The 12,909-nt window shown below is 63.7% G+C and carries 7 protein-coding genes; 4 read left to right on the top strand and 3 right to left on the bottom strand.

What is annotated here, in order from left to right; genetic code table 11:
- Positions 1-4 precede the first annotated feature (4 nt).
- Complete coding sequence (locus FHS96_RS18015; RefSeq protein WP_429594662.1) at positions 5-2,914, bottom strand: TonB-dependent receptor domain-containing protein; 2,910 nt, start codon at positions 2,912-2,914, stop codon at positions 5-7.
- Positions 2,915-3,416: 502 nt separating this feature from the next.
- On the opposite strand from FHS96_RS18015, the gene FHS96_RS18020 reads away from it, so the two are divergent.
- Both FHS96_RS18020 and FHS96_RS18025 read left to right on the top strand, forming a co-directional pair.
- Positions 3,417-4,667 (top strand): MFS transporter, encoded by a 1,251-nt coding sequence (locus tag FHS96_RS18020; protein ID WP_429594664.1) that lies wholly within the window; start codon positions 3,417-3,419, stop codon positions 4,665-4,667.
- Complete coding sequence (locus FHS96_RS18025; RefSeq protein WP_429594666.1) at positions 4,664-6,274, top strand: glycoside hydrolase family 43 protein; 1,611 nt, start codon at positions 4,664-4,666, stop codon at positions 6,272-6,274. Before FHS96_RS18020 ends, FHS96_RS18025 begins: the two co-directional genes overlap by 4 nt.
- A 174-nt stretch (positions 6,275-6,448) precedes the next feature.
- On the opposite strand, the gene FHS96_RS18030 is transcribed toward FHS96_RS18025, so the two are convergent.
- Positions 6,449-7,405 (bottom strand): alpha/beta hydrolase, encoded by a 957-nt coding sequence (locus tag FHS96_RS18030; RefSeq protein ID WP_429594669.1) that lies wholly within the window; start codon positions 7,403-7,405, stop codon positions 6,449-6,451.
- 413 nt (positions 7,406-7,818) lie between these two features.
- Here FHS96_RS18030 and FHS96_RS18035 point away from each other — a divergent pair, with 413 nt between their 5' ends.
- The gene (locus FHS96_RS18035; RefSeq protein ID WP_429594671.1) at positions 7,819-9,591 is read left to right on the top strand and encodes a CocE/NonD family hydrolase; all 1,773 of its coding nucleotides are present in this window, start codon (positions 7,819-7,821) and stop codon (positions 9,589-9,591) included.
- Positions 9,592-9,624: 33 nt separating this feature from the next.
- Entirely contained in the window at positions 9,625-12,327 is a 2,703-nt protein-coding gene (locus FHS96_RS18040) for a TonB-dependent receptor domain-containing protein (protein WP_429594674.1), read from the top strand.
- A 17-nt stretch (positions 12,328-12,344) separates the two neighbouring features.
- On the opposite strand, the gene FHS96_RS18045 is transcribed toward FHS96_RS18040, so the two are convergent.
- Positions 12,345-12,827, bottom strand: a complete 483-nt coding sequence (locus FHS96_RS18045) for a MarR family winged helix-turn-helix transcriptional regulator (RefSeq protein WP_429594677.1) — start codon at positions 12,825-12,827, stop codon at positions 12,345-12,347.
- Positions 12,828-12,909: the final 82 nt, after the last annotated feature.

Consider the following 12,909-nt stretch of genomic DNA (forward strand, 5'->3'; position numbering starts at 1 on the left):
CGGTTCAGAACTTGAAACGGACGCCTGCCCGGTAGGTGCGACCGAGTTGATCATAAAGCGCGGGATTGCTGAAGATGGTCGAACGCGCCGGATCGCGGTCGAACAGATTATCCACCTTGAAATAGGCCGTCACCTGCTCGGTGAGATTATAGGTGCCGCCGATGTCGAGATAGAATGCGCCTGGCATGAAGTTGTTGTCGATCGTCGGGCGGTTGGCCGTGGACGCCGGGCAGTCGCCGGGCTGGCAAACGACATATTGGTTGCCGAACGTGCCGTCGGTGAACCAACGTTCCTGCACGAGCAGCGAAAAGTCGTCATTCTCATAGCTCTGGACCGCCAGCCACTTCCAGTCGGGCGTGTTTCCGTTGTTCACACCGGCCGAGTCGAGGGGAATCGTGCCCGGCAAGCCGGTGTCCGTCACGAACTTGCGGACATGGGTCGCCAGCACCCGCACCGTGAAGTTACCCGGCAGCCCCAGCGGCCGCTGCCAGCGATAGCTTGCCTCGATGTCGAAGCCTTCGGTGTCGATCTCAGCCAGGTTGAAGGCCTGAACGTTGATGAAGTTCGGCCCGCCGGTATTGTTGAGATTGAAGGCGTTGCAGGTTTCCGGAAGGACGTTCTGGAAGCAAAGCTGCACGATGTCCGCCGGCGCGATGCTGGAGATGACATCCTTGATCTTGAGTGTGTAGTAGTCGAACGACAGGCTGAGACCCGGCATCCACGACGGGCTGACCAGCGCGATACCCGCCGTCGTGTTCCGCGCCAGTTCCGGGGTAAGGTTGGTGTTGCCGATCGTGTTCTGGATGACCAGAACGTTGGTGTTGCGGAACGGATCGAAGAAGTTCGGCAGCGTCGTCGTGACCGGCGCCGCGAAGAGTTCGGACAGGTTCGGTGCGCGCACGTCACGCGATGTCACGCCGCGGATGCGGAGGCCGTCAATCGGTAGGTCCCAGGTGCCGCCGACCTTCCAGGCCCAGACCGTGCCGGAAGTCGTGTAATCGGTCACGCGAACCGCGCCATTGATGTTCGCGCGTCCCAAGCTGTCCGAGTTCAGGATCGGCAGATTGGCTTCGAAGAACGCCTCCTTCACGCTGTAAGCGCCGCGGCCGTTCTTGTAATTGCCCGCATACCAGTTGTTGCCCCCGGGGATCAGCAGGGGATCCTCGGGATAATCGGTGTTTGCCGGTGTCGCCGCGAAGCCCGCGCCATACGGGTCCGCCCGCACGGTGTAGAATTCGTGACGATACTCGCCACCGAACGCGATCGACAGCGGTCCGGCCCATAGATCCACGGGCGCTCCGGAGAAGTTGACGCTGACCACGTCCTGCGTCTGGCGCGTTCTCTGATACGGCCCGTTATCGGGCATGATGTAGCGCAGCGCCGCTTCCGATGGATTGCCGCCAAAGATGTTGAGCGGCTGGCAGCCATTGGCACGGGCGGTGGCGCTGCGGCAAACGATGGCTCCGTCCAGCGTCACTGCGTCGATCGCCTGGTTGAACCGGTTGCTCAGCAGGATGTTGTCGACGTCGATATCGGTGTAGTTGGTGCCGTGCTGGTAATAGGCATCGTAGTTCCAGTCGGTGCCGGCCAAAGCGAACTCACCCTTGGCGCCGACGACCCCGCGATACTGGCGGCGGTCGGTATGTACCCTGGTGTTCCCGAGCGCCGCGTTGCTCGTGCCGAACTGGAAGCTCGTGATGCCCGCGGTCGCGCACGCTGCCTGCACCGAACCGGGAACGAACGGGTTAGAGCATTGCATTGTCAGGTTCGGCCGGTTCTGGCCGTTCACGGGCTGGTTGCTGGTTTTCACCTGGCCGAAGTTGAACGACACATAAAGCTCGTTCTTGTCGGCAAAATCGAAGCCCACGCGGCCGTAGCCGTTCAAACGCTCGATGCTCGACTTCAACGATCGACCGGCATCCACGTTACCGGAAAGGTCGCCGCCAAGGCAGAAGCCGGGGAAGCAGCCTGAGACGGTGCCGGACGCATTCCGCGACGGTACCCCATTCGATCCGTACTGGAATTGGAACGGGCTGCCGTTCTGGTCGAAGGCGATGCCCTGGAGGGGGCCGGCGGTGATCAGGCCGTATTTCGCAAAGGTGATCGACTGCGCGAAGTCGCGGACGATATATTGCGGCGAGCCATCATTCAGAACGCCGCGATTGATGAGCGTCGTCTGGCGGAACCAGTCTCTGCCGCCTGCGAGTTCGGTGCCAAATTCGCCCCCACCAACGCCATCCTCGTTATCATATTCGCCGCTGACGACCACGTGCAGCCGATTGTCGAGGAAGCTCTTGCCGGCCGCGAGCTGAACCAGCACTTGTTCATCGTCGCCATAACGGGTGATGCCGCCCTGGACGTTGCCCTTGATGCCTTCAAAACGCGTGTCAGTGATGAAGTTCACCACACCGCCGACCGCGTCTGATCCGTAGGAGGCCGATGCGCCGCCATTGACGACGTCGACGCGACGGACGAGCAACTGCGGAAACAGGCTGATGTCGGGCACGCCGGTGACGTTGGCGCCCACGATGCGCTGGCCGTCGAGCAGCGTCAGAGTTCGAATGGCGCCCACGCCGCGGAGCGAGAAGGAACTCAACCCCTGCTGGCCGCTCGACGTGCTGAAGGTGTTGACCGATGTGCCGGACGACCCTTGGAGCGACGGCAACTGAGCGATCGTCGTGAAGATGTTCGGCTGCGCATTGGCGGCGATGTCCGCTTCGCCGATCACGGTGGTCGGTGTCGGCGCGTCGAAGCCGCCCGCGGCAATACGCGTACCCGTGACGACGATATCGCGCTCGGCAGCCTGCGTCGGGCTTGTCTGTGCAACGCTCTGGTCGGCAACGGCCGGCGACTGGGCAGGCGCGGCGGGGTCCGCCGGTTCCGCCTCCTGCGCATGGGCAACGGCCGGAAGCATACATGCGATGACCGCCGCGAGGCTGGCCGACCGGCTCAGCGAACGCAATTGGTGACGGACTGAATTCTTTCCTGACATTTCCCTCTCCCTGTTCCCCTAGCGAGGCCGTGCCCTTTCGGCACTGCTCTCAAATCAACTGTCACTCTTAGCGAAGAAACTACTGCATGAATCGGGTTGAATCCCGGTAGTTCTATAAAATGTTGCAGACTTGACGTTACCGATACTTTACAAATCCTTTGATGCGCTCAATTAAATTTACGCTTATGGATATTCTCTTGAGATGGACTGGCACCAGCGCGATGCACAAAATTTTCAGTCACCGCATGATGATAACGTTATCATTCTCTGCATATGCAGCAAACGGGGCCTTGTCAATACTCTGACAAATAGGTAGCGTTCGACGACGGCCATCTCCTGTCGGTCAAGCGGCCGCTCTTCTTCATCCTGCGCCTGCGCGATAGGGTACCATTCCCTATCCGCTCTGATCACGTTACCGGAGGCAATGTTGCGCACCGTTGGCATTCCTGGCCTCAGATGGACCATCATCGCCCTCTTCGTTGGCGCGATGATCATCAACTATCTCTCCCGCTCGGTGCTGGGCGTGGCCGCACCCGTCATCCTGACGGAGCAGGGCATCAGCAGCGAACAATATGGGTGGATAACCGGCGCCTTTCAGATCGGCGTCATGTTCCAGCCGCTCATCGGCTATGTGCTTGACGGCGCTGGTCTGCGGATCGGCTTCGCGCTCTGCGTCACGATCTGGTCGCTCATCACGATGGCGCACGTCTTCGCGCAGGGCTGGTTCGGCTTCGCCGCATTGCGCGGCGCGCTTGGCCTGGCCGAAGGTTCGGCACAGCCCGCCGGCCAGAAGCTGATTGCCGAATGGTTCCCGGCGAAGGAGCGCGGCGCCGCCGGTGGCATCTACAACATCGGCGCCTCCTTCGGCGCAGTTTTCGCGCCGCCGCTGGTGGCGTGGGCGGTGCTGACGCAGAGCTGGCGACTCGCGTTCCTCGTCGCGGGCGGCCTCGGCCTCGTGTGGGTGGTGGTTTGGCTGTGGTGGTACGAAACGCCGACGCGTCATCGCGCCATCCGTGCCGCGGAGCAGCAGCACATCCTCGATGGGCAGGAAGCGCGACTCGCGGCCACCGCGGAGCGCCCCTCCATCTTGACAATGCTGAAGCGGCGGGATCTTTGGGGCATCGCCCTCCCCCGCATGCTGGCGGATCCGACGTGGGGCATGCTTTCCTTCTGGATGCCCCTCTACCTCGCGCGGGAGCGCGGCTTCGATCTGACGCAGATCGCGCTCTTTGCGTGGCTGCCGTTTCTGGCAGCGGATGTCGGTTGCCTGTTCGGCCCGGCCGTCGTCGCCTTCCTCCAGCGTCGCGGCATCCATCTTGTCGACGCCAGGCGCGGCGCATTCACCCTGGGCGCCGTGATGATGACCGGAATGGCGCTGGTCGGCTGGGTGACCAACCCCTATGTCGCGATCGCCCTGCTGTGCCTCGGCGGCTTTGCGCACCAGACGCTGTCGGTCACGGTCATCACCATGGCGTCGGACCTGTTTCGGCGAAACGAGGTGGCGACTGCCACGGGCTTCGCCGGACTGGCGGGCAATCTCGGCGTCCTCGTCTTCTCACTGCTGATCGGCGGGCTCGTCGACAGCGTCGGCTATGAGCCGTTCTTCATCCTGCTCGGCGTCTTCGATCTCGTCGGCGCCGCCATCCTCTGGACATTGGTTCGCAAGCCAGCATGACGCACATCCACAATCCGATCCTCCGTGGCTTCAATCCCGATCCGTCCATCGTCAGGGTGGGTGAGGATATCTTCATCGCAACATCCACCTTCGAATGGTATCCCGGCGTACAGATCCATCATTCCCGGGATCTGTTGCATTGGCGTCTCGCCGCGCGGCCGCTGAACCGCGCGGCGCAGTTGGACATGCGGGGCAATCCGGATTCGTGCGGCGTCTGGGCGCCCGACCTGAGCTATGCGGACGGGCGCTTCTGGTTGATCTACACCGATGTGAAGCGGTACGGCCAGACCACCGTCGATGGCGCCACGGGCGCCTCCCTGCGCGACTTCCACAATTATCTGGTGACGTGCGAACAGATCGATGGCGTGTGGTCGGATCCCGTCTATCTCAACAGCAGCGGTTTCGACCCCGCCTTGTTCCACGATGACGACGGTCGCTCATGGCTGCTGAACATGTCGTGGGATCATCGACCAGGTCGGAACCGCTTCGCAGGCATCGTGATCCAGGAAATCGATCGGGCGTCAGGCCGGCTGGTCGGCACGCCGCAGCAAATCTTCTCGGGCACCGCGCGCGGGTTTACCGAGGGACCTCACCTCTACAAGCGCGACGGCTGGTATCATCTGCTCGTGGCGGAGGGTGGCACGAACTGGGACCATGCGGTGGTGATGGCGCGCTCGCGATCACTGTTCGGTCCGTATGAGATCCACCCCGATGGGGCGGTGCTGACCGCCGCGGGACGGCGCGACGGCGGGCTAACGCGCGCCGGTCACGGCGATCTCGTCGAACTCGCGGATGGCACGACCTGGATGGCTTATCTTTGCGGTCGCCCGCTGCCCGGGCGAGAGCGCTGCGTGCTCGGACGCGAGACGGCCATTCAGCCGATGCGCTGGGGCGAAGATGGGTGGTTGCGGACGGTGGACGGCAGCGGCGATCCCGCGATGACGGCACCTGCGCCGTCGCTACCGCTCCAGCCTTGGCCCGAGCAAGAATGGGATGGATGCTTCGATAACGGAACGCTGCCGGACGCGTTCCAGTGGCTGCGTACCCCACGGCCCGAGACGCTGTTCAGCCTGTCGGCGCGTCCGGGCCATCTCCGCCTGTTCGGTCGCGAAACGATCGGGAGCGCCTTCGAACAGGCGCTCGTGGCCCGACGGCAGACGGAGATGCGCTTTACTGCGACGACCAGCGTAGATTTCGCTTCGACAAGCTTCCAGCAGGCGGCGGGACTAGTCTGCTACTACAACAGCACCAAATTCTATTATCTCAATGTCACGTTCGATGAAGGTGTCCGTCAGCTACATGTGCTGGCCGCGCGGCCCGACAGCAGCGGCTGCACCAATGTGGTCGCCGTCACCGCGCTTCCCGATGGCCCCATCGAATTGCGTGTGGATGTCGACGAGGATGTGCTTCGCTTCGCATGGCGGACCGAAGTGGAAGGCACCTGGACAATGCTCCCCGAGGTCTTAGACGCCAGCATCCTGTCGGACGAGGCGACTCTGCCCGGACTGCCAAATTTTACGGGCACGTTCGTGGGGATGGCCTGCCAGGATCTCGCGGGTGCGGGCGCGTTCGCAGACTTTGCGTGGTTCCGCTACCAGGGCCGCTGAGGTCACCGCGCTTTCACACGGGTCGGTAGTCCCGAGCATGGGGATCGTTATTGCGTTTCCATGCAGCCGCGCGCCGTGCCTCTCGTCGCCCCAACCGCTGCTACGGATGGAGCCGAACGCGGCGCCGCCGATCCGGGGGGCTCGCCGCCCGGACCGCCGACGCCGCGGGCATGATCAGCTTGCCGGCGCCAGAAAACCATGCGTGCCGATCCAGTGCGAGAATGCCTCGAACCAATCCGTGCTGGTGGTCTTCTTCTGATACATCCCGAAGCCGTGACCGCCTTTCTCGTAGTAGTGAAACTCGACAGGCCGCTTCGCCGTCTTCCAGCTCTCGATCAATCCGAAACCGCTGTTCGCGAACAGAGGATCGTCGGCGGCAAGTGCAACAAACATCGGTGGGGCGTCTGCAGGCACCGTAACGGGTGCAAGCGGGCCATAGATGTTGGCAATGAATGCGGGCCTCGCCTCTTTGCCAGCCAGGGTCGTCGCCATCGTCAACATCGCGCCGGCCGAGAATCCGATCATGCCGATACGGTCAGGGTCGATCCGCCATTTGCCTGCGTTGCGCCGGACCAGCGCAAACGCTGCCCGCGCATCGGCGATTTGCGGCGCGAGCCCCTTGATTGCATCGTCTGCGTTCATCCTCGGTCGCTGTGCGGCGGTCTTGAACATGTCCTGCATCGACCGTTCGAAGGCAGCCATGTCATTGGGCGTCTGGTTGAGACGGTATTTCAGGACAAATGCTGCGACACCTTTCTGGGCGAGCGCTTTGGCGACGTCCCACCCCTCATTCTGCATCGACAATGTTCGAAACCCGCCTCCTGGTGCCACGATCACGGCGGCGCCCGTGGCCTTCCCCGGATCCGGGAGGAAGGGCGTCAATGTAGCGACAGTCACGTTGCGCGCGAACAGGCTGCCATATTGGCTGTGCCAGGATTCTTGGGCCTTGGCATCGGGCAACGCCCCGGTGCCAAGCTCAACCGCGGCCGGCTGGTCGGGGATGGGTATGGGCGCCATCTTATCGTCTTGCGCGAGAGCCGGGCTGGATAATGCCAACGCCACGGCGCTGCTGAGCAAGATGGTGCGGTTGACCAGCCGGGCGAGATCGTGATTTCGAGGTGTGAAGCGCATATCCCTCTCCAACATTATTATGATAACGCTATCATATTATCGAATCGAACAGCTATGAGAAGTAGCAGAATCGCTCACGGAACGGATTTTTCTCCAGCAGTTCAATAATCCCCGTGATGCGTCCGCCGCCGCTGTCAGCCGGCGGACCACGGCGGACCGGAAATGCGCAATCGCTGCCTTCACCGCAGCGCAATGTCGGCCGCAACCTCAAGCCAGCCGTGCACCGCAGCATGCGCCGCATTGTGTGCGCACGGGCGTGCGACCGCGCGGGATTGTGGTGCCCCCTTCATCGACATCGCCCGCAAACGGTCCAATAAGTTTTTGAACATAACAGTTGAATATCACCACTGATTAGGTTTACACCCATTTCAGCGGCGCAAGAGACGCCGTTCGGAGATGGAGAGGAGAGCATCGTGGCGACCCGTCGCTTGCCGTCCGTGCGGCTGCGCATTGCTGCATCCGTTGCTGCCGCCGGGCTCACGATCACGCCGGTGGTCGGTCAGACGGACCGCATGACAGCCGTCGCCGACGATCCGGCGGTTGTCCGCATTTCTTTCTATCTGCCTGTGCGCGACGGAACGCGGCTTGCGGTGAACCTGTACCGCCCCGCCGAGCGCGGCATCATTCGCGACGGCCGTTTTCCGGTGGTGTTCGCCTTCACCCCCTATCGCGCGCGCTACCGCAAGGATGGGCAGGTTGTGGACCTGATCGACTCGACCACCTTCGGCCTGCGCCAGTTGGTGCATGCCGGCTATGTCGTCGCCACAGCCGATGTGCGGGGCAAAGGCGCGTCCTTCGGTTCACGGCGCGGTTTCCTCGACCAGACCGAGGCGCGCGACGGCTACGACATCGTCCAGTGGCTCGCGGCCCAGCCCTTTACTACCGGTAAGGTGGGCATCACCGGCTGCTCCTATCTGGGAGGGAGCGCAATGCTCGTCGCCGGCACCCGGCCGCCGGCGCTCAGAGCGGTGTTCGCGGCAGCAACCGACCTCGACAAATATGCCTTCGTCCGCAACGGCGGCATCACGGCCCAATTCAACACGCGCCCGGACGAACCGCTCGACGTAGACCTCGCCAGCGTGCCGGTCGATGCCGACACCGATGGCAGCCTGCTGAAAACGGCGGTCTCGGAACATGCGCGCAACACGCCGATGGCGCCGCTGTGGGCGGGCATGCCCTATCGCGACAGCATTTCGCCGCTCACCGGAACGCGTTTCTGGGAAGAGGTTGGCCCGTACACGCATCTGGCGGCGCTGCGCAGCCCGCAACTTGCCTGGTATCTGTGGAGCAACTGGAACGACGAGCCCACCGAGCAGATCATCAAGGCGGCGGCCAATCTGAACGCGAAGATGATCGTCGGCCCGGGCAGCCATTGCGAGCCGCCCAAGGTGTTCGACATCGTCGGCGAGCAGCGCCGTTTCTTCGACCATTATCTGAAGGGCATCGATAACGGCATCGACCGCGAGCCTCGCTACGCCTGGTGGCGCGAGCAGGGCGAGGGCGGAGCGATGGTCCATCGCGCGACGCTCCCCGGCGTCGGGGTGAAGCGCACCACGCTCTATCTGTCACCGACCGTCAACGACGCCCCGGCGGCGGTCGATCGCGGCAGCCTTGCGGTTGGTGCGAACGCCGCAAAGGCACTGCCCTTCGCCGCAGACTATGGCGTTGCCACCAAGGACTATTTCCAGTTCTGGCCGAGCCCGCTCGACGGCAAGGGCGTGACCTTCACCAGCCGCCCGCTCGCTACCGATGCCACGATCGAAGGCTATCCGGTGCTCACCGTCCGCGCCGCTGCCGATCGGCCCCAGGCCAATCTGTTCGGCTATCTCGAAGAGGTGGACGCCGCCGGCAAGGTGACGATGCTGGCGTTCGGCCGCCTCGCCTTCAGCCACCGCAAGACCGGCAAGGCGCCCTACGATCATCTCGGGCTGCCCTATCATTCCGGCCGCAAGGCCGATGTCGCGCCGGTCACGCCCGGCCAGCGGGTCGAGCTTTCCTTCGCGCTGTCCCCCCGCGCCTACACGATCGCTGCAGGCCATCGCCTGCGCGTCACGCTGACCGCTGCCGATCCGCGCCAGCGCAACCTCGCCGAGATCCGCGACGGCCTCGCCCGCACCCTTACCGTCTACGCCGGGCCCGCCTCGCACATCGACATTCCCTTCACGACACCCGTCCGCTTTCGCTGAGGCCCTCGCCCCCGCGCACCAAGGAGCCGCATCATGTCCAAGCTTCGTCAGCGCCCTCTGCTTCTCGCCACCGCCGCCACGCTCGCCTGGAGCAGTGGTGCTGCCGCACAGACCACGCCCGAAACGGCACAGGATGCGGCTGCAGCCGCCGGCCCGGTCACCATCGGCGCACAGGACGCGCTGGAAAAGGATATCATCGTCACCGGCAGCCGCATCCGCGGTGCTGCGCCTGTCGGTTCGACCGTGATCGCCGTCGATCGCCGCGCGATCGAAGCCTCCGGCGCGGTCACCACCGATCGCCTGCTCAAAGAGATCCCGCAGGTCTTCGACCTCGGCACCTCGGAGAATTCGCGTGGCCAGTCGGGCGGCAACAGCAACATCACTTTCGGCAATGCGATCAACATCCGCGGCATCGGCCCCTATGCGACGCTGACGATCCTCGACGGGCACCGGGTGGTGAACAACAGCCGCTCGGTTGACCCCTCGATCATCCCGTCTCTCGGCCTCGAACGCGTCGAGGTGGTCGCCGATGGGGCCTCGGCGGTCTACGGCTCGGACGCGATCGCCGGCGTGGTCAACCTGATCCCGCGCCGCAGCCTCGACGGTTTCGAGACGATCGCCCGGATGGGTGTGGCGAAGAATTTCCACGAGAGCCAGTTCGGCATTGCCGGCGGCAAGACCGGCGACTGGGGTCAGGTCATGGTCGCCTATGAGCATGTCTTCCGCAGCAACCTGTCGGGCGACGACCGTGACTTCTTCACCAGCGACCAGCGCCGGTTCGGCGGTCGCGATTTCCGATCCAACCAGTGCAATCCCGGCACGCTCGTGGTCGGGGGCGTCAACTACGCCATTCCAGCCGGCGGCATCACGCCGGCCAATGCCGCGGCGCTCACGCCGGGGACAACCAACCTTTGCGAAGGCTTTCGCGGCCAGGACCTGTTCCCGGAAACCCGCTACGACAGCGTCAACGGTACTTTCACCGTGCACCTGACAGACTGGCTCGATGCGTTCGGCGATGGATATTTCTCCAAGCGCCGCTTCCGCCGCCTCAACGGCTATACTGGCGCAACCGTGACCATTCCGTCGACCAATGCCTTCTTCGTGCGGCCGGCGGGCACCACCGGTGCGGAGACGGTGCAGATCCGGCTCGACGACTTGCCCAACAACGAGAGTTACGGCTTCACCCGCAGTTGGCAGGGCGCCGGCGGCCTGAGGGCGCGGTTCGGCGGGTGGGAAGTTCAGGGCCAACTGATCTATGGCCGTTCGAACGACAGTTCATTCACGCCGAACGGCATCAACACGCCGGCGCTCAATGCCGCGCTGGCAAGCAGCAATCCGACCACCGCCTTCGATCCCTACGGCCAGGGCAGGACGTCCGCGGCGGTGCTCGCCGCGATCAACGACCAGGTGTTCGACGCCCCGACGCTCAACCGCTTCACCGGAGCGGAAGCAACCGTCAACGGGACGTTGTTCGATTTGCCCGGCGGCGGGGTGAAGCTGGCGGCAGGCTATGAGCGGCAGGAACTGGAGGTATCGCTCGGCATCCGCCGCGGTGCACCGACCACCCCCCTCACCTTCCGCAACTTCAGCCGCAAGGTCGAATCCGGCTATGCCGAGCTATTCGTGCCGCTGTTTGGGGCCGACAACGCGATCCCGCTGCTTCAGCGGCTCGAAGTCAGCGCGGCGATCCGGCACGACAAGTATAGCGACGTCGGATCGACCACAAATCCCAAGATCGGCGCCAACTGGTCGCCCGCCCGTGGCCTCGTGTTCCGCGGCAGCTACGGCACCTCGTTCCGCGCGCCGCTGTTCTCCCAGATCTACGGCAACAGCTCGAACATCTTCGTTCAGCCTTATGCCGATCCAGCACTCGGCGGCACGATTGTGCAGGGCGCGGCGCTTTCGGGCGGCAACACGGCGCTCAGGCCGGAGGAAGCGAAAACCTGGTCAGCGGGCGTCGATTGGGATCCCTTGCCCAATGCGCGGATCAGCCTGACCTATTGGAACGTCAACTATACGGGCCAGGTCGACAGCTATCTGGGCGACCTCGCGATCCTCAGCCGCGAAGGGCAGTTCGAAGGTACTGGCGTGATCCTTCGCGGCGCGGAAGCGGCGGCCCGGGTGCAGCAGCTACTGGCGCAGGGCATCACGGTGGCCCGCGGCGTTCTGCCCGCCAATCCCGTCCTCTTCATCGATGGCCGGACGCAGAATCTGGGGCGTTCCAACACCAGCGGCATCGACCTGGTGGCGAGCTACACGCTGGAAACCATCAACGCCGGCATCTTTTCGCTCAACGCAAACGCAACTTACCTCACCCGATACCGCGCAGCGATCACGCCCACCGGCACGCTCGTCGATCGTCGCAACACGGTCTTCAACCCGCTGAAGTTCAAGGGCCGCGGAAGCCTGAACTGGCAATATGAGGGGGTAAACACCCGCCTCACCGTTACCCATGTCGGCGGATACGACAACAACACGCTACCGAACGGAGGCATTCAGAAAGTCGACAGCTACACCGTCGTCGACCTGGGTCTGACCTTCAACGTCGGCGATCCGCACGCCACGCGGTTCTTCGACGGCGGCCTCAGCATCTCGTTCGACGCGCTCAACCTGCTGGACAGGAAGCCGCCCTTCCTCGATTTCGCCCCGACCGTGAACGGCAGCGGTGGCTATGACGCCACGGTCGCCAATCCGATCGGTCGCGAGATCGCAGTCACCGTTCGCAAGCGGTTCTGATGCAGACCAGCGACGTTTTAACCGCGGAAGCAGGCCTTGTAGACGCGGTCGAGGATGCCGTTGAGCAGGATCCGGTCGGCCTCGCCGAGGGCGTCGAGCACGTCATGCTCGACCATTTCCAGCGCCGCGAACATCTCTTTCAGCCAGGCCTCGCCGGCTTCGGTGGTGTAGAGCGCGTGGCGGCGCCGGTCGACGGGCGAGCGGCGGCGTTCGGCCCAGCCGCGCGCCTCAAGTTCGTCGACCACCATCACCGCGAGCGACTTGTCGAGCCCGACCTCGCGCGCGAGCATGATCTGCGACAAGCCCGGATTGGCCGAGATGATCGCAAGCGCGGAGAACAGCCCCTGACGGAGCTGATATTTGTCAGTCACCTTGGCAAATTCGCGCGACAGCTGGTTCTGGATCCGCCTGAGGCGGAAGCCGACGAAGTCGCCGAGGCGGCCAAGGTCCAGATCCCCCTCGGTTTGGCTCTGCACAGGGGCAATCGAAGCGTCATCCATGCCGTTCCGCCTAGCGCATGGACGGCCTGAATGGAAACGCCCAGACGATCGGTCTCGACGATGGTTGAAGAAAGCAATCAAA

The sequence above is a fragment of the Sphingomonas zeicaulis genome (assembly GCF_050433225.1).
GTDB classification, from domain to species: Bacteria; Pseudomonadota; Alphaproteobacteria; order Sphingomonadales; family Sphingomonadaceae; genus Sphingomonas_D; species Sphingomonas_D zeicaulis.